The following is a 16,885-nucleotide window of genomic DNA, read 5'->3' as shown; positions in this document are numbered from 1 at the left end:
CGGCGCGGTGGATCGCCTCGAACGCGTCACGAACCTGCTGGCCCTGCTGCTCGAGACGCGCGGGCCGCTGACCCTCGAGCAGATCGTCGACGAGCTGAGCGGCCAATACCCGTCATCACCGACCGCCCGGCGGGCGGCGTTCGAGCGCGACAAGAAGTTGTTGCGTGAGGAGGGCGTGCCGATCGAGCAAGAGGTGCTCGGCGGAGACCGCGCCGGCCAGACCGCCTACCGCATCGACCGGCGGCGCTTCGAGCTCGGCGACCTGGGGCTGACCGACGAGGAGCGCCACGCGCTGCAGGTCGCCGTCGCCGCGCTGCACCTCGGTGCCGACTGGGGCGACGAGGCGTTGTGGAAGCTGGAACGCGCCGACGACCCTCCGCTCGGCGGCTTGATCGGCATCGCCGCGAGCCTGCCGGCACACACGGCTCTGCCCGCGCTGTTCCAGGCGGTGGTCGAGCGGCGAGGAGCGGGCTTCACGTACCACGATCGGGCGCGGATGCTGCACCCCTACGGCCTGCTGTCGAGAGACGGGTTCTGGTACGTGATCGGCCACGACCTCGACAGCGACGCGCTGCGTACGTACCGGGTGGACCGGATCGGCGCCGGGGAGATCCGTCTCGGCGAACCGGGGGCGTTCACCCGACCGGACGACTTCCGTCCTTCGGCGGCGTTCCCCGCGGACCCGAAGCTGCTCGGTGAGGCCGACGGTGACGGTGACGACGGCTCCAGGTCGGCGACGGTACTCGTCGACGCTGCACGCGCGAGGACGGTGATCGCCGGACTCGGCAGTGCCGCGGTGGTCGAGCGGCTGGAGGACGGGTCGGCGGTGGTGTCGGTGCCGTGCACCAATCGGGGGGCGTTTCGTTCGTGGGTGCTCGGGCTCGGTGAGCATGCCGAGGTGCTCGGGCCACCCGCGATCCGTGACCACGTCGTCGCGTGGCTCGTGTCCATGGCCGAGGAGCCGGCGCGATGACCGGGGCCGCGCCGCGCCGGCAGCGCAGTCTCAACGAGCGACTGCGCAGACTGCTCGTGATGCTGCCCTGGCTGAGCGAGCGGGGCAGCGTGCGCACCGCCGAGATGGCCGAGCACTTCGGACTGTCCGTAGCGGAGCTGATCGCGGACCTCGAGCTGGCCGCGATGTGCGGGCTGCCGCCGTACCTCGACGAGATGATCGACCTCGTCGTCGACGAGGACGAGGTGACGATCGGCGTGCCGAGGCTCTTCACCCAGCCCCTACGCCTAACTGCGCCGGAGGGTTTCGCGCTCGTCGCCGCGGCCCGGGCGGCGATGGCACTCCCCGGCGCCGACGCGCAAGGCCCGCTCGCGCGGGCGATCGACAAGGTCGGCGCCGCGCTCGGTGCCGACGTGGGGCGCGTGATCGAGGTCGACCTCGGGCTCGCCGGGGAGGCCGGCCCGGGTGGACAAGAGGGCAGCGGTGGGGAGGCGGAGCAGGGCGAGAGGCTGTCGCGCCTGCGTGACGCGGTCGCCGACGGCGCGGTGCTCAAGCTGCGCTACTGGGCGGCGTCGACCGACGAGGTCACCGACCGCGTCGTCGAACCCCGCGACGTGTTCTCCGACCGCGGCAACTGGTACCTGCGCGCCGACGATCGCCGTGCGGGAGCGGAGAGGACCTTCCGGGTGGACCGGATCGAGGACGACGTGCGCCTCGGCGAGCACGTGGCGACGCGACCTGCAGGAGCGATCCCGTCGTGGTTCGAAGGCTCACCCGACGTCGAGATGGTCCGCCTGCGGGTGTCGCGAGCGGCGGCGTGGGTGGCCGAGCGCTACCCGGTATCGGTCACCGAGGACGCGGGCGGGGATTCGATCGAGATCACCCTCCCCGTGGTGAGCGAGCGCTGGCTCGCCCGCCTGCTGCTGCGCCTCGGCCCCGACGCCGAGGTGCTCGTCCCGCAGCGCTGGCGCCGGCTGGGGCCTCGAACTGCCGAGGCGGTGCTCGCCCGCTACCGCGGCGACACGTCGTCGAGCTGAGCCGGCCCCGGCCCCGCCGGCCGGGGCAGACCGTGCGCGACGAGCAGGTGCGGCAACAGGGCCGCCGTGGCCTCGGCGTCGGCCAGAGCGTCGTGGGGCCGATCGACGGTGATCCCGTAGCGGGCACACACGTCGGCGAGGTGGTGGGACAAGGCGCGGTCGGCGTCGAGGCGCCGGGAGAGGCCCAAGGTGCACAGCTCTTCTGCCCAGGCGAGGCGCACACCCGTGCGCGCCGCACCGCGGCGGAGGAACTCGGCGTCGAAAGCCGCGTTGTGCGCGACGAGGACGGCCCCGTCGAGACGGGTGGACAGCTGCTCCAGCACGGCTGCCAGCGGCTGACCGTCGCGCAGGTGGCGCCGGGTGATCCCGTGCAAGCGCGTCGGGCCCGTACGCGCCAAGCGCCACCATCGCGGCCGCACGTACGAGCTCCATCGCTCCTCCACCGTGCCGTCGGCCCTCACCACCACCACGGCCACCTGCAGCAGGCGGTGCCGCTTGGGCGAGAGGCCGCTCGTCTCCACGTCGACGACCGCGAAGCGTGAAGAGGCGTCCACGGCGGGCACCTTACGCCGGGGGTGTCGAGGCCCGCGGAGCGATGCCCTCGGTCCGGCTAGAGCAGCTCGGCGGCAAGGCTCGCCACTTCGCTGCGCTCACACGAGGTCAGCGTGACGTGGCCGAACACCGTCTGCCCGCGGAAGGCCTGGATCAGGACGGCGAGAGCGTTGTTCGACTCGCCCATGTAGGGAGCGTCGATCTGGCTGGTGTCGCCGGTGAAGATCACCTTCGTGCCCTCGCCGATGCGGGTGAGGATCGTGCGCAGTGTCGTCGGCTCGAGGTTCTGCGCCTCGTCGACGACGACGAACTGGCGGTGCAACGACCGGCCGCGCAGGAACGTGACGGACTCCATGGTGAGCTGTCCGCGGGCCGTGAGCTCGTCGATCAGCCCCCCGGCCTCTCGGCTCGACCGCTGGTCGGTGAGCGCCACGATCGCGTCGTGGATCGCCGACATCCACGGGTCCAGCTTCTCGTCGAGCCCGCCGGGCAGGAACCCCACGTCGGCACGGCCGACGGGCACGAGGGGTCGGTACACGGCCAGGCGTTCGTAGGCGCGGCTCTCCACGACCTGTTCGAGGCCGGCGGCGATCGCCAGCACCGTCTTGCCCGTTCCCGCCCTGCCGTCGAGGGCGACGACGCTCACCGCCGGATCGAGCAGCAACTCCAGCGCGAAGCGCTGCTCCTTGGACCTCGCCCGCAGCCCCCAGGCTTCGGGTGCGGAATGGGGGAGGAGCACGAGGTGCGCTTGGCGCCGCCGTACGAGTGCCGACTGCGAACCCGCGCGGAGCACGGCGAAGCCGTTCTCGGCGATGCCGGCCCGGTCCGCGAGGTCGCGCTCGACCTCGGCCGCGTCGACCCGGCCGTCCGCGTACACCAGGTCGACGAGCGCCGGATCCACCTGAGTGGTCGTCCATCCGAGCGGTCGCGACGCCGACGCCCGGCCGACGGGTTGGTGGTCGGTGGCTTCGAGGCCGAGGTGTGCCGCCTTGATGCGCAGCGCGGCGTCGTTGGACACCACCCGCACGGTTCCGATGTGCTGCTGACCGAGAGCGGCGCCGATGATCCGGTTGTCGGGTGTCTCGGGATCGAGCCCGTGCTCCACCAGGTGGTGCCGCTGGATCCCGTTCAGCTCGATCTGCACCGTCGCCGCGTCGGGGTGGTCCGCCACCGGGATCGGGTCGGTCAGGCGTCCGCCGGCGCTCAAGCGCAGCAACTCCAAGGCTCGCAGAGCTCCCCGGGCGGCCCGGCCGACGTCGTCGGTGCGCGTCTTCAACCCGTCGAGCTCTTCGATGACGATGAGCGGGATCACGACGTCGGTCCCGTCGTAGGCCGTCAGGCAGGCGGGGTCGGCCACGAGCACCGAGGTGTCGAGGACGACTCGTGTCCGCCGCAGCTCACCTCCCGCCGCCGTGTCGCAGGTGACGTGCACGGGCGAGACGTCGGTCACCGCCGCTCCTTCGCTGGGGGGAGATGCTCGGGCTGGGGTGCGTGGAGGTGGGTCGAAGCCACAACGTCGGGCAGTGTGGCGCACCCGCGGTCGCTGGTGGTGGACCCTCACGAGGACCAGGGACGAGACTGCCCACCGATGACCGATCCGGACGTCAGCGCGTGCATCTTCTGTGCCGTCGTGGCAGGCGAAGCGCCGGCACACGTCGTGCTCCGGTCGCCCGGCGCGATGGCGTTCCTCGACCGCCGGCCGCTCTTCCATGGCCACTTGCTGGTCGTCCCGGAACGCCACATGGTGACGCTCGCCGACCTGCGCGCCGAGGAGGTCGGCCCGTTCTTCGCCGTCGTCCAGCGTGTCGCGCGTGCCCTCCCCGAGGCTCTCGGCGCGGAGGGGACGTTCGTCGCCAACAACAACGTGGTCAGCCAGAGCGTCGCTCACCTTCACGTACACGTCGTGCCGCGCCGCAAAGGCGACGGGCTGCGCGGCTTCTTCTGGCCGCGACTGAAGTACGCGGACGAGGCGGAGATGGCCTCGATCGCCGCGCGGATCGCGCGCTCACTCGACGTCACGGAATGACGTTCGTTGCATTTGCAACGATACTGGTCCTTGTAAACGTCTGGGTTACCAAGTGTGATTGCGTCCGCATTTGCGTTGACGCAATCGATGGAGGAAACACAACAAGATGACGAAGGCAGAGCTGATCGACGCAGTCGCGAAGAAGGCTGGAGTGAGCAAGGCACAAGCCGAAGCGACGCTCGGCGCGTTCTTCGAGCAAGTGGTCGCGTCGACGAAGAAGGGCGACAAGGTCGCGTGGCCGGGCTTCGGCTCGTTCAGCACGACGAAGCGCAAGGCTCGTACGGGCCGCAACCCCCAGACGGGCGCCGAGGTCAAGGTGGCCGCCTCCACAGCGATGAAGTTCACCTCGAGCGTGACGCTCAAGGCTGCGCTCAACCCCAACAAGAAGTGATCTAGGGAAGGACACGAACGTGGCAGCGAAGAAGGCTCCCGCCCGCAAGGCCCCGGCCAAGAAGGCCCCGGCCCGCAAGGCCCCGGCGAAGAAGGCCCCGGCCAAGAAGGCCCCCGCTAAGAAGGCTCCGGCCAAGAAGGCTCCGGCCCGCAAGGCCCCGGCGAAGAAGGCCCCGGCCAAGAAGGCCCCCGCTAAGAAGGCCCCGGCGAAGAAGGCCCCCGCTAAGAAGGCTCCGGCTAAGAAGGCCCCGGCGAAGAAGGCCCCGGCCAAGAAGGCCCCCGCTAAGAAGGCTCCGGCCAAGAAGGCTCCGGCCCGCAAGGCTCCGGCTCGCAAGGCTCCGGCCCGCAAGGCTCCGGCCCGCAAGGCTCCGGCGAAGCGGGCCTGAGCAGTCTCCCGGCGAGCGCTCACACGTCGGTGATGCGCTTGAACACCTCGGCCGCCGCGAATCCGAACGGCGAGCCGAGGGCGCCGAGTCGCTCGCTCACCCGGCGGTCGAACGCGCTCAGCTGCGCGTAGTCCTCGGCCTTCATCGTCGATTCGAACTGGCTCTCGTGCGCGTGTAGCGCGTGGAGCTTGGCAGCGAGGGTCGCGGTCACGTCTTCTACGTGGTCGGGGGCGTCTGCCTCCCACAGCAAGAGCGCGTCCGGACGATGGGCGTCGAGGCCGTGGTCGCGAAAGAAGTGCGGATCCCGCGCGGCCACGACGGCGTCGCAGGTGAGGAAACCCGCATGGCGATGGTCGGGATGCAGCCGGTACCGCTTCCAGGGATCGTGGCCGAGTACGACGTCGGGGCGCAGCACCCGGATCCACCTGGCCACCTCGCTGCGCAGCCACGGGCCGTGGCTGTCGAGCTCGCCGTCGACCTGTTCGAGGAACACGACCTCGCCCCGGCCGCCGAGACGGCGGGCTGCCTCACGCTGTTCGTCGCGGCGCTGGGCAACGAGCGCGGCGACGTCTGCACTTGCGTCCCAGGTGCCCTTCGAGCCGTCGGTGCAGATCAGGTGATGGATCACGCAGCCCTGCATCGCCCACTTGGCGAGGGTGCCGCCACAGCCGAACTCGACGTCGTCGGGGTGCGCTCCGATCGCTAGGGCGCTCCCGGGGGTCGACCGGTTCTGCGACCAGTCGGCGCCCGATCCGCTCACGGGCGGTGGCTGGCCGGGGTCGTTCGTGGCGTCCACTCGGAACCTCCTTCACGGCCGGAGCGGCCCTCGCGGCGCACGGCGTCGAGCAGCGATGCCAGCGCCGGCTGCGTGAGGTCGTCGGGAGTGTCTACGTCGAGGGCCAATCGCTCGTCGCGAACCACCCGCACGGCAGCGGAGATCGCGTGTGCCGCGACCAGGTGGCGCTCGAACGAGCGCGGGCCGTAGTCGAACGCGAAGCCGGCGGCCAGCGCGCGGGGCAGGGCGATGACGTTCGTGCCGTCGAGCACGCGATCGGGCACGAGCACGATCTCGTCCGCCTGTCGCAGGGTGTCCAGATCGTGCGCGAGCGGAAGGTCGGCGTGGGCGACGATCGCACCGTCGTGCCCGAGGGCGATCGCCGTGGCGACGGCATTGGCGACGGCCGCGTTCAGCCCGAGGCCGGGCCTCCACAGCACGGACGCCCCCTCCGCCTTGGCCCATTCGGCGACCTCTTCGTCGTCGCACACCACGTAGGGAACGGCCTCACCGGCCGCGCCGAGCACCGCGGTGGCGGTGCGCCGCGAGAGCAGCGCGCGCTCGGCGGGGTCGAGCATCGCGGCCAGCCTCCCCTTCGCCGCATGGAACGCCTTCACCGGCACGACGAGCGCGGCTGGCGCTGGCGTCGTCACGTCAGTGAGCCTACGTCGCCGCCTACGCTTGGGATCGATGTCGATCCGAGTAGCCGTCGTCGGCGCCGGTTCCTGGGGGACCACGGTCGCCGCGCTAGCCGCGGTGAACACGCCGACGGTGCTCTGGGCTCGGCGACCCGAGCTGGCCGAGCAGATCAACAGCGGTCACGTCAACGGCGACTACCTGCCGTCCTTCGTGCTCCCCGACGAGCTGCACGCGACGGCTGACCTCGCCGAGGCCGTCCACGAGGCCGACGTCCTCGTCGTCGCCGTACCTTCGCACGGCTTCCGTGACGTCGTGTCCGCGGCAGCACCGCACCTGCGCCCGTGGGTGCCCGTGGTGAGCCTGACGAAGGGGCTGGAGCGGTCCACGCTGAAGCGGATGAGCGAGGTCGTCGGCGACGAGATGCCGGGGCACCCGGCGGCGGTGCTCACCGGCCCCAACCTGGCGAAGGAGATCCTCTCCGGCCAGCCGGCGGCCAGCGTGGTCGCGGTCAAGGACGCGACGATCGCCGCCGAGCTGCAGCGGATCTTCAGCCGGCCGAGCCTGCGCGTCTACACCAACCCCGACCTCGTCGGCTGCGAGATCAGCGGCGTCGTGAAGAACGTCATCGCCATCGCGGCCGGCATGGCCGAGGGCATGGGCTTCGGCGAGAACACCCGGGCGACGCTGATCACACGCGGTCTGGCCGAGATGGCGCGCCTCGGCACGGCGATGGGCGGTCAGCCGCTCACGTTCGCCGGCCTGGCGGGCATGGGTGACCTGATCGCGACGTGCTCGTCGAAGCAGAGCCGCAACAACCAGGTGGGCCTCCAGCTCGGTCGCGGCGCCTCGATCGAAGAGATCCTCGCCGCGACGAACATGGTGGCAGAAGGGGTGAAGAGCTCGCCGAGCGTGCTCGACCTCGCCCGGCGCTACGCGGTCGAGATGCCGATCACCGAGCAGGTCGTCGCCGTGTGCCACCACCACAGCCCGGTCGGCGAGGCGCTGGCCAGCCTGATGCAGCGGTCGCGCAAGTCGGAGATGACGTGAGGCCGTGACCACCGCTTCCCCCGCGGGCACGACGATCGGCGTGCTCGGCCACACCTGGCGGGCGAGCGTCACTCCGTGGGGCGACGTGGTGCCCTGGGACGGCGGTGAGCCGCTGCGCTGGTTCGTCGCGGCCGAGGACCGCTGGCACCAGCCGCAAGAGGAGGCCACCGTTCGCCAGATTCTGGTCGAGGGGACACCGGTGGTGGAGACCCGCGTCCGGGTGCCCGGAGGAGACGTCGTCCAGCGCGTGTGGTGCGTGGCCGACCACGCGGGGCTGACCGTGGTCGAGATCCAGAACGACTCCCCGCGCGCGGTTGCGGTGGCGCTGACCCGCCCCGATCTGCTCACCACGCGTCCGCCGGCGAACGTGCCGATCGAGGGCATCGACCTCCCGGCGGGTTCGATCGTGCTACCCGTCGGACACCGCGCCTCGGTGCGCGCGGCACTTGCGCACTCCGGGGGAGGCCCGCGGCTGCTCCCGGCCGACCTGCCGGGCCATCTGGTCGTGGTGCGGGGGTGGCAGGCGATCGTCGAACGCGCGGCGCGCATCGTCTTGCCCGACGAGGCAGCCGTCGCGGCAGCCATCGCGCAGCGCTGCGAGGTGCTGCTCTGCGGCCCACCGGAGCAAGCCGACGCGGCCGGCTTCCTGCTAGGCGTTCACGAGCTCGTCCGCGCGGGCGAGCGGGCCGAGCCCTGGTTGCCCGACGTGGTCGCCGCGGGAGAGTCGCTGCTGCGCTCGGCGAGGCGCCAGCCCGATCTCGCCTGGGACGTCGATCGCGCTCTGCTCGCCGCCGCCGCCGTCTGCCAAACGGCGGGGGAGCAGCGCGCGGTGGAAGACGTCGTCGCCGCGCGCGGGAGGCTCGGCGAACGCACTCCCTCGGTCGAGGCGCCACCGGAGGGCATCCGGCGCGTCGCCTGGCTGGAGGACGGCCTCGTTCGACCGGGCTCGGCGGGAGCGTGCTCGCTGCTGCCCGGAGGGATCCCGCCGCACTGGTGGGGAGCCAACTTCGAGGCCTACCACCTGCCGGCCGGACCGGGCCACGACGTGTCGTTCGCGGTCCGCTGGCACGGGGCTCGGCCGGCCGTGCTGTGGGAGGTGCGCGGCGGGCCGGGGCTGGTGCTGCGCAGCGGCGCGGACTCGTCGTGGCACAGCGGGGACGCGCGCGGTGAAGCCTTGTGGGCCCCGCCCGCCGGGGCCGCCTAAGAGCGGTGGGCGTAGAGGTCGCGCAGCAGCGCGATCTCGGCACCGTGGTGGATCACCTCGCGGCTGATGTGCAGCACGAGTGCGGCCATCGGGTAGTCGGCGAAGGGACCCTCGGCGGGACCGCACGGGCGGGCCAGGTCGTCGGCGTCGAGCGCGGAGATCCCCGCCGACCATCGCCCGTAGTGCAGATCGAGCAGGGCCAGCCCGCCGGCCGCGGAGAGGGGCCAGTCAACGGTCGCGTAGTCGATCGCCTCGCCGCCGAAGTGGCTGGTGGCCCGCATCCCGAGCACTCCGACGGCGACGTGGCCCATGCGCCAGGCGATCGTCGTCACCGGCGCCGGGTGGGGCTCGGGGTGTTCGAAGTCCGCGACGACGTCACCGCCGCCGGCAGCCATCGACGTCGTGGCGTCGGCGCGCGGGCGCAGGCTCCAGCAGCCGGGCACGGGCTCCCACAGGTACTCCTCGTCGGTGAGCCGGTCGAGGCGCGGGCGCAAGTGCTCACGCCAGTGCCAGTCGAGCTGGTCGACGAGCTCGTGGTTCCAGTCGACGGCGCTCACGGGAGGGTCACCGCCCCGGGCTGGCGCTCGGCCTCTTCGCGGTTGGCGAGGTACCAGTCGATGGTGGCGCGCAGGCCGTCCTCGAACGGCGTCTCCGCCCGCCAGCCGAGCAGCTCCGCGGCCCGGCTCGCGTCCACTCGACGCCGCGGCTGGCCGTCGGGCTTGTCCGGGTCCCAGCGCAGCTCGCCCGTGAACCCGGTGAGGCGGGCGACGGTCTCGACCGTCTCGCGGATCGTCACCTCGTGGTTCGTGCCGAGGTTGACGGGTTCGACGCCCGAGCGCGGCACACGCGTCTCGCCTGCGCCCGCTCCGCCGAGTCCGGCCAGCGCCGCGCGGGTGATCGCCTCGGCCGCGTCGTCGACGTAGAGGTACTCACGACTGGCCCTGCCCGTACCCCACACCGGCACCTCGTGGCGTCCGGCCTCGACCGCGTCGACGCACTTCTTGATGAGGGCGGGGATCACGTGCGAGACCGCCGGGTGGAACTTGTCGCCAGGACCGTAGAGGTTGGTCGGGATCAGGTAGCTGAGCGACTGGCCGTACTGGGCGGAGTTGACCTGGGCGTGCACCAGCAGGGCCTTCTTGGCGATGCCGTACGGCGCGTTCGTCTCTTCCGGGTAGCCGTCCCACAACGCCTCCTCGTGGAACGGCACCGGGGTGTGCTTGGGGTAGGAGCAGACCGTGCCGACGAGAACGGTGTGGGCCGTGCCCGCACGGCGCGTGGCTTCGATCACGTAGGTGCCCATCAACAGGTTCGCGAGGTACAGCGGCGCCGGCTCGGCCTGGTTGTACCCGATGCCTCCGACACGGGCAGCGAGGTGCACGACCTCGGTCGGGCGGTGGTCGGCCAGCATGTCGCCGGCTGCGCCGGGCTCGGTCAGGTCGTACGCGGAGCTGCGCGGGGAGACCACTTCGACCCCCTGCTCGGCGAGCTTGGCCACCACGACCCGTCCGAGGAACCCCGACCCTCCCGTGACGAGGATCTTGCGCTCCGCAGGGGAAGTGGTCATGGCTGCCGATGCTAGGGCCGCAGGTGGCGGGTGGGGACCCGCGGCGACGGGCCATGATGGGGACGTGGCTCAACCGGACTCGAGCGCGCTGCGCGTCGCGTACACGCTCGAGCAGTGCTGGCACCGCGTGCCCGGCGGGACGGCGGTCGCCGCTTTGCGCGTGGCAGAGGAGCTGGTCGGACGCCGCGACCTGGAGCTGATCGGCGTGGCCGGACGCCATCGCCTTCCCCCGCCGGCCGCGTTCACCCCCCCGGTGCCCGTGCGGGCGCTGCCGCTGTCGGCGCCCTGGCTCTACCAGAGCTGGCTGCGCGCCCGTTGGCCGAAGGTGGAGGCTGCCACCGGGCCCGTCGACGTGGTGCACGCGACGGGGCTCATCCCCGCGGCGTGCGCCGCGCCGCTCGTCGTCAGCGTGCACGACCTCGCCTGGCGCGCGCATCCCGAGCACTTCACCGCGAACGGGGTGAGGGTCTTCGAGCGCAGCCTGAGCGTGATCCGCGAGCGGGCGGCGCTCGTGCTGGTGTCGTCGCTCGAGACGCTCGCCGACTGCGTGAGCGCCGGCATCCCGCCCGACCGGCTGCGCCACGTTCCGCTCGGGGTGGCGGTCGTCCCCGCGCCGGAGGGCGCCGCGGCCGGGGTGCAGGCGAAGTACGGCCTACCGGCGGAGTACCTGCTCTTCGTCGGCACGGTCGAGCCGCGCAAGAACCTCGCGCGGCTCGTGCAGGCGGTCGCCCGGCTGCCCCAGCCGCTGCCGCTCGTCGTTGCCGGGGCCCCCGGATGGGGCCGCGCCGGCGTCGGCCCGGTCGAGAACACGTTGCACGGCGTGGACGTGCGCTTCCTCGGCTTCGTCCCCGAGGCCGACCTGGCCGCGCTGTACGACGGTGCGCTCGCGTTCTGCTACCCGAGCGTGAAGGAGGGCTACGGGCTTCCGGTGCTGGAGGCGATGGCCCACGGCACGCCGGTGGTCACGAGCCGCGGCACCTCCACCGAAGAGGTCGCGAACGGCGCGGCGGTGCTCGTCGACCCGCTCGACGTCGACGACATCGCCGCCGGTCTCGGCGAGGCGCTGGACCGTCGTGAGGATCTCACCAGGCGCGGGCGGGTGGTGGCGCTGCAGGCGACCTGGGCCCGCACGGCGGAGCTGACGTTCGCCGCTTATCGAGCGGTGGCGCGATGACCCCGTCGTCGGCGACGGTGGCGGTGAACATGCTGTGGTGCGTCCCGGGCCAGGTAGGGGGCAGCGAGGACTACCTCGTGCGCCTGCTGCTCGGCCTCGCCGAGCACGGCGCCGATGCCGGCCTCTCCCGGGTGGACGTCTACGGCCCGCAGGGACTGCGCGCCGCCCACCCCGAGCTGGCGGAGGCCTGCGGGATCGTCGAGGCGCCGATCGACGGCCGCGCCAGGGTGGCGCGGGTGTGGGCCGAGCACACGTGGCTCGTGCAGCGCACCCGGGGCGTCGACCTGATCCACCATGGCGGCGGCACCGTCCCCGCCCGGCGCCCGCCAGGGGCCCGAGCCCTGCTGACGTTGCACGACCTGCAGTACCTCACCTACCCGCAGTACTTCAGCCGCACCAAGCTCGCCTACCTGCGACACGCCGTCCCTCGCTCGGTCCGGCGCGCAGACGCGATCACGGTTCCCACCGCGTTCGTGCGCGACACGGTCGTCGACGGCCTCGGCGTCGATCCCGAGCGGATCGTCGTCGTCCCCCACGGGGTCCCCCCCTCCTCGGCCGCGGCGCCACCGCTGAGCAGGTGTTGCGCGAGCGGTACGCGCTCGGCGAGGCCCCGGTGGTCGTGCTGGCGGCCATCACCCACCCGCACAAGGGTCATGCCTTCCTGCTGCGGCTGCTGCACGAGCGCTGGACCGACCCCGACCTGCGCGTCGTGCTCATCGGCGGCGAGGGTGCCGCCGAGGGTGAGGTCGCTGCCGCCATCGACCGCCTCGGCCTGCGAGGCCGTGTGGTGCGCACCGGTCGGGTGCCGGCAGCGGACCGCGACGGTCTGCTGCTGCTCGCCGACGCGCTCGTCTTCCCGAGCGAGTACGAGGGCTTCGGCGCTCCCGTGCTGGAGGCGATGGCGCTCGGCACGCCGGTGATCACGAGCGACCGCACCTGCCTGCCCGAGGTGGTCGCCGGTGCCGGACTGTGCCTTCCCCTCGACCTCGACGCTTGGGCGCCGGCGCTCGACGAGGTGCGGCGCCGGCGCGCCGAACTGGTCGAAGCGGGGATGCGGCGGGCAGCGGACTTCTCGTCACGCGCCGCCGCCGGGCAACTGCTCACCGCCTACCGCCTGGCTCTGCGATGACGCGTCGAGGGGCGATCCGTCTGCGCCTGCTGGTGCTCTGCCCGCACTTCGCGCCCGACACCGCGCCCACGGGCACGGTGATCACCCGCATCGTGGACGAGCTCGCCGCCCGCGGCCACGAGGTGCACGTCGTCACCGCGCTGCCGTGGTACCGGACCCATGCGATCGAGCCGGGCTGGGGCGGCAGGCTCGTCCGCACCGAGCGAACGCCGTTCGGGTCCGTGGTCAGGGTGCACCCCTTCCCCGGTGCCGACAAGAAGAACCTCGCTCGCCGGGCGCTCGGGTTCGCGGGGTTCTCCGTGCTCTCCGGGTTCGCCGGCCTCGCCGCCGGGGGCTGGTTCCGCCGTGTCGACGCAGTGATCGCGATGTCGCCGCCGCTGACGCTCGGCGTCACCGGCTGGATGCTGCACGTCGCTCGGCGCGGACCGCTCGTGTTCAACGTGCAAGACGTGTTCCCCGACGCGGCCGTCGAGACCGGAGCGATCACGAACCAGCGGCTGATCCGGTTGGCCCGGTGGTTGGAGCGCATCACCTACCGGGCGAGTGCGGCGGTGACCGTGCTCTCCGACGACCTGCGCGACAACGTCGTCGGGAAGGTGCCAGATCGTGGCGACGACGTACACGTGATCCCCAACTTCGTCGACACCGACGCACTGCGGCCGCTCTCCCGGCACACCGCGTACCGCGCCGAGCTCGGCATCGGCGACGAGCCCGTCGTGATGTACGCCGGCAACGTCGGCTACTCGCAGTCGCTGGAGCTCGTCGCGTACGCCGCCCGGGAGATGCCGCTCGTCACGTTCGTCGTGAACGGCGACGGCGCCGCGCGGGCAGACGTCGAGTCCCTGTGCGCGGGGCTGCCGAACGTGCGCTTCGCCGGGTTCCAGCCCGCCGCGAGGCTGTCCGAGGTGCTGGCCACGGGAGACGTCCACGTGGTGCCGCTGCGGCGCGGGCTCGGCCGGGTCAGCGTGCCCTCCAAGACGTACTCGATCCTCGCGGCAGGCAGACCCGTGCTGGCCGCGATCGACGAAGGCACCGAAGTACCGCGCATCCTCACCGCCTCCGGGGCCGGCTTGGCCGTGCCCCCCGACGACCCGCAGGCCTTCGTCGGAGGTCTGCGACGCCTGCTCGCGGAGCCCGACCTCGCCGCCGAGCGCGGGGCGCGGGGCCGACGCTACGTGGAGGGAGCCGTGTCCCCGGCTGCGGTCGCCGAGCTCTACGAGCGCCTCATCGCCGGTCTCGCGCGTCGGGGGTGACGGGACGATCGACGGGGGGAGGCAGTAGCCTGCCACCCTCGTGGGTAAAGCATCGTCCGCGAAGAAGGTCGCCAAGCTCGCCGAGAAGGACAAGGGCCGCAAGGTCCGCTTCCAGGGAGGCTCGGTCTTTCCGGCAGTGGTGCTCGGCGTCGCGCTCGTCGGCACCGGTCTCGTCGTGTACTCCCGGGCGACGATCCCCGACCGCAACGTGGCTCCCACGATCAACGACCACTGGCACGTCTCCTACGGCTTCTACGCGTGTGGTGAATGGCTGCCCGACCTGCAGGGCAACAAGGAAGAGCAGGACTCGGCCGGCAACTTCGTCAACGAGGAGTTCCGTACGAGCGGCGTGCACAGCCACGACGACGGCGTCATCCACTGGCACCCGTACACGTCGGCGGCCACCGGACGCAACGCCAAGCTCGGCGTGTTCCTCGACACGTACGGCGTCGAGCTCTCCGACACCAAGCTCGTCTTCCCCGAGGACCAAGGCGGCCAGGTCTTCGAAGAGGGCGTCACCACGTGTGAGGTCGACGGCGAAGAGGTCGATGCCGAGCTCTCCGTGATCCTCTGGGACAGCTACAGCGATCCCGAGTCCGACCGGACGTACATCACGGGCTTCCGCGACGTCCGCTTCGACCGCGACAACATGGCGATCGCGATCGTCTTCGCGCCGGAGGGCACGAACCCCGGAATGCCGCCCACCGCCTCGTCGCTGCCCGAGCTCGGCGCGGCTGACGCGGGTCCGGAGACCGGCACCACCGAGGCCCCGACCGGCACCACCGTGCCCGCCGGCGCCGGCACCACCGTCGCTCCCAGCCAGCCGGCCGCCACCGAGCCCGCGGCCACGGAGGCACCGGCCACCACGGGGGGCTGATGCGTGCGGTCGTTCTAGTGGGTGGTTTCGGCACCCGCTTGCGCCCGCTCACCCTCAGCATCCCGAAGCCGATGCTCCCGGTCGGGCATCGCCCGATCGTCGAGCACCTCGTCCATGAACTGGCCGGGGCAGGCATCACCGAGGTCGTGCTCGCGCTCGGGTTCAAGCCCGAGCCGTTCCTCGCGGCGTTTCCCGACGGGACGTGCGCCGGCGTCCGGCTGTCCTACGCGGTCGAGCCCGAGCCGCTCGACACGGCAGGCGCGATCCGCTTCGCGGCCACCTGGGCGGGGATCGACGAGACGTTCGTCGTCGTGAACGGCGATGTGCTCACCGACTTGGACATCGCCTCGCTCGTCGCGTTCCATCGCTCCTGCGGGGCCGAGGCGACGCTGCATCTGACTCCCGTCGACGACCCCTCCGCATACGGCGTCGTCGACATCTCGCCGCAGGGGCGAGTGCTGCGCTTCGTCGAGAAGCCCCCGCCCGGCACGGCGCCGAGCAACCAGGTGAACGCGGGCACCTACGTGCTGGAGCCGAGCGTCCTCGACCGCATCCCTCCCGGCCGCCGGGTGTCGATCGAGCGGGAGACCTTCCCGGCGATGGTCGCGGACGGCACCTTGTACGCGATGGCGACGGCCGACTACTGGGTCGACATCGGCCGCCCCGGGCCCTACCTGCAGGCGAACCTCGACATGCTCGACGGTGTGCGGCGCGTCGCCCGGTGCGCAGGCGTGCACGAGGGCGCCGTGGTGGCGCCCGGAGCCGACGTCGTCCACAGCATCGTCTCTGCGGGGGCGACCGTCGCCGACCGCGCCGTGGTGACCGACTCCGTGGTGCTTCCCGGCGCCCTTGTCGGCTCCGGCGCACGGGTCAGCGGCTCGATCGTGATGGGCCCGGTCGCGCCCGGTGCAGTCTTGAGCGATGCGGTCGTCGGCGCGGACGGCCAGATCTCCGAGCGTTCATGACGGCCGCCCGCAGCCTCGTCGTCGGAGGCGCCGGGTTCCTCGGCTCCCACCTGGTCGACCGCCTGCTCGCCGAAGGAAACGTCGTCGACGTCGTCGACGACCTGTCCTCGGGTTCGCTCGCGAACCTCGCCGACGCCCGCGCCAGCGCGGACGACGGCATGCTGAAGATCCACCACCTCGACGCGTCGGGGCCAGAGCTCGCCGAGCTGGTCGCGTTGCGCCGTCCAGAGGTGGTGTTCGCGCTCGCCGTGCTGGCCCCTGGCGACCACCCGTCGGCCCGCCTCGTCCGCTCCATCGCGGTCGCGGTGTCGGTGCTCGAGGCCGCTCGCGCCGATTGCGTGGACAAGGTCGTCGTCACCTTGCCGGCCGTCGCCCTGTACGGGGACGTCCCGACCCGTGACCTACCCGTGAAGGAGGGTCACGCCGCCGCCCCCGTGAACGTCACCGGGGTGCTGGCCCACGCCGTCGTCGAGCTGCTCGCGCTCGCCCGGCGGGAGGACTCGGTCGAGTTCACCGCCCTCGCACTGGCGAGCGTCTACGGCAGCCGCCAGCGGCCGGGCTCCAGCGTCGTCGCCGCGTTCCGCGAGGCGCTCGCCGACGGCGTGGCCCCGGTGCTCCACGGTGACGGCCGCCAGACCCGTGACTTCCTCTTCGTCGACGACGCCGTCGACGCGGTGGTGCGCGCCGGCCAGCGGGGGAGTGGCCTGGTGGTCAACGTCGGCACCGGCAAGCAGACGGCGATCCGCGACCTGTGGGAGCTGATGGCCGGCTCGGCGGGGTCGCCACCCGTGCTCGCCGCCCGCCGCGCCGGTGACGTGAGCCGCTTCGCGGTGTCGCCTACGCGGGCCCGGATCCACCTCGGCTGGGCGCCATGGACGCCCCTTGCCGAAGGGCTCCGCTCGCTCGGCTGAG

19 protein-coding genes and 1 pseudogene are annotated in these 16,885 nt (G+C 72.3%); 14 read left to right on the top strand and 6 right to left on the bottom strand.

What is annotated here, in order from left to right; genetic code table 11:
- Positions 1 to 7 precede the first annotated feature (7 nt).
- Complete coding sequence (locus IPM43_03590; GenBank protein QQS25473.1) at positions 8 to 973, top strand: WYL domain-containing protein; 966 nt, start codon at positions 8 to 10, stop codon at positions 971 to 973.
- The gene (locus IPM43_03585) at positions 970 to 1,989 is read left to right on the top strand and encodes a WYL domain-containing protein (GenBank protein QQS25472.1); all 1,020 of its coding nucleotides are present in this window, start codon (positions 970 to 972) and stop codon (positions 1,987 to 1,989) included. Before IPM43_03590 ends, IPM43_03585 begins: the two co-directional genes overlap by 4 nt.
- On the opposite strand, the gene IPM43_03580 is transcribed toward IPM43_03585, so the two are convergent.
- Positions 1,962 to 2,543 carry a 3'-5' exonuclease gene (locus IPM43_03580; GenBank protein QQS25471.1) on the bottom strand — a complete coding sequence of 194 codons (582 nt, stop codon included), beginning with the start codon at positions 2,541 to 2,543 and terminating at the stop codon, positions 1,962 to 1,964. The genes IPM43_03585 and IPM43_03580 overlap by 28 nt on opposite strands.
- A 56-nt stretch (positions 2,544 to 2,599) precedes the next feature.
- Entirely contained in the window at positions 2,600 to 3,991 is a 1,392-nt protein-coding gene (locus tag IPM43_03575) for a PhoH family protein (GenBank protein ID QQS25470.1), read from the bottom strand.
- 138 nt (positions 3,992 to 4,129) lie between these two features.
- Between IPM43_03575 and IPM43_03570 the strand changes: the two genes are divergently transcribed.
- The 3 genes from IPM43_03570 to IPM43_03560 all read left to right on the top strand — a co-directional run bounded on the left by IPM43_03570 (position 4,130) and on the right by IPM43_03560 (position 5,343).
- Entirely contained in the window at positions 4,130 to 4,567 is a 438-nt protein-coding gene (locus tag IPM43_03570; protein ID QQS25469.1) for an HIT family protein, read from the top strand.
- A 106-nt stretch (positions 4,568 to 4,673) separates the two neighbouring features.
- The gene (locus tag IPM43_03565) at positions 4,674 to 4,958 is read left to right on the top strand and encodes an HU family DNA-binding protein (protein ID QQS25468.1); all 285 of its coding nucleotides are present in this window, start codon (positions 4,674 to 4,676) and stop codon (positions 4,956 to 4,958) included.
- A 19-nt stretch (positions 4,959 to 4,977) separates the two neighbouring features.
- Positions 4,978 to 5,343, top strand: coding sequence for a histone H1-like repetitive region-containing protein (locus IPM43_03560; GenBank protein ID QQS25467.1), 366 nt, complete (start codon positions 4,978 to 4,980; stop codon positions 5,341 to 5,343).
- A 19-nt stretch (positions 5,344 to 5,362) separates the two neighbouring features.
- On the opposite strand, the gene IPM43_03555 is transcribed toward IPM43_03560, so the two are convergent.
- Entirely contained in the window at positions 5,363 to 6,103 is a 741-nt protein-coding gene (locus tag IPM43_03555; protein ID QQS26316.1) for a PIG-L family deacetylase, read from the bottom strand.
- On the bottom strand, positions 6,100 to 6,771 hold the full coding sequence (gene cofC, locus IPM43_03550) for a 2-phospho-L-lactate guanylyltransferase (protein QQS25466.1): 672 nt from the start codon (positions 6,769 to 6,771) through the stop codon (positions 6,100 to 6,102). Before cofC ends, IPM43_03555 begins: the two co-directional genes overlap by 4 nt.
- Positions 6,772 to 6,808: 37 nt before the next feature.
- On the opposite strand from cofC, the gene IPM43_03545 reads away from it, so the two are divergent.
- Together IPM43_03545 and IPM43_03540 are read left to right on the top strand one after the other, a co-directional pair.
- Positions 6,809 to 7,804 carry an NAD(P)H-dependent glycerol-3-phosphate dehydrogenase gene (locus IPM43_03545; GenBank protein QQS25465.1) on the top strand — a complete coding sequence of 332 codons (996 nt, stop codon included), beginning with the start codon at positions 6,809 to 6,811 and terminating at the stop codon, positions 7,802 to 7,804.
- Between the two features lie 4 nt (positions 7,805 to 7,808).
- A complete protein-coding gene (locus IPM43_03540) occupies positions 7,809 to 9,008 on the top strand; it encodes a hypothetical protein (GenBank protein QQS25464.1) in 1,200 nt (399 codons plus the stop codon).
- On the opposite strand, the gene IPM43_03535 is transcribed toward IPM43_03540, so the two are convergent.
- The gene (locus IPM43_03535; protein ID QQS25463.1) at positions 9,005 to 9,565 is read right to left on the bottom strand and encodes a DinB family protein; all 561 of its coding nucleotides are present in this window, start codon (positions 9,563 to 9,565) and stop codon (positions 9,005 to 9,007) included. The genes IPM43_03540 and IPM43_03535 overlap by 4 nt on opposite strands.
- Positions 9,562 to 10,575: a GDP-L-fucose synthase gene (locus IPM43_03530; GenBank protein ID QQS25462.1), complete on the bottom strand. Its 1,014-nt coding sequence runs from the start codon at positions 10,573 to 10,575 to the stop codon at positions 9,562 to 9,564. Before IPM43_03530 ends, IPM43_03535 begins: the two co-directional genes overlap by 4 nt.
- Positions 10,576 to 10,639: 64 nt before the next feature.
- Between IPM43_03530 and IPM43_03525 the strand changes: the two genes are divergently transcribed.
- From IPM43_03525 to IPM43_03495, 7 genes and pseudogenes are all read left to right on the top strand, one after another.
- A complete protein-coding gene (locus tag IPM43_03525) occupies positions 10,640 to 11,749 on the top strand; it encodes a glycosyltransferase family 4 protein (protein QQS25461.1) in 1,110 nt (369 codons plus the stop codon).
- A pseudogene (locus IPM43_03520) lies at positions 11,746 to 12,297 on the top strand (glycosyltransferase). Before IPM43_03525 ends, IPM43_03520 begins: the two are co-directional and overlap by 4 nt.
- A 29-nt stretch (positions 12,298 to 12,326) precedes the next feature.
- Positions 12,327 to 12,878, top strand: a complete 552-nt coding sequence (locus IPM43_03515; GenBank protein QQS25460.1) for a glycosyltransferase — start codon at positions 12,327 to 12,329, stop codon at positions 12,876 to 12,878.
- 20 nt (positions 12,879 to 12,898) lie between these two features.
- Positions 12,899 to 14,131, top strand: a complete 1,233-nt coding sequence (locus IPM43_03510; protein ID QQS26315.1) for a glycosyltransferase family 4 protein — start codon at positions 12,899 to 12,901, stop codon at positions 14,129 to 14,131.
- Between the two features lie 40 nt (positions 14,132 to 14,171).
- The gene (locus tag IPM43_03505) at positions 14,172 to 15,008 is read left to right on the top strand and encodes a hypothetical protein (protein QQS25459.1); all 837 of its coding nucleotides are present in this window, start codon (positions 14,172 to 14,174) and stop codon (positions 15,006 to 15,008) included.
- Positions 15,008 to 15,973: an NDP-sugar synthase gene (locus tag IPM43_03500; GenBank protein ID QQS25458.1), complete on the top strand. Its 966-nt coding sequence runs from the start codon at positions 15,008 to 15,010 to the stop codon at positions 15,971 to 15,973. The genes IPM43_03505 and IPM43_03500 overlap by 1 nt, the downstream gene beginning before the upstream one ends.
- Positions 15,970 to 16,884, top strand: a complete 915-nt coding sequence (locus tag IPM43_03495; protein ID QQS25457.1) for an NAD-dependent epimerase/dehydratase family protein — start codon at positions 15,970 to 15,972, stop codon at positions 16,882 to 16,884. The genes IPM43_03500 and IPM43_03495 overlap by 4 nt, the downstream gene beginning before the upstream one ends.
- Position 16,885: the final 1 nt, after the last annotated feature.

It is taken from the genome of Actinomycetota bacterium (assembly GCA_016700055.1).
Taxonomy (GTDB): Bacteria; Actinomycetota; Acidimicrobiia; order Acidimicrobiales; family Ilumatobacteraceae; genus Kalu-18.
The sequence above is the reverse complement of the archived record's forward strand: the minus strand, read 5'-3'. Positions and strand labels throughout refer to the sequence as shown.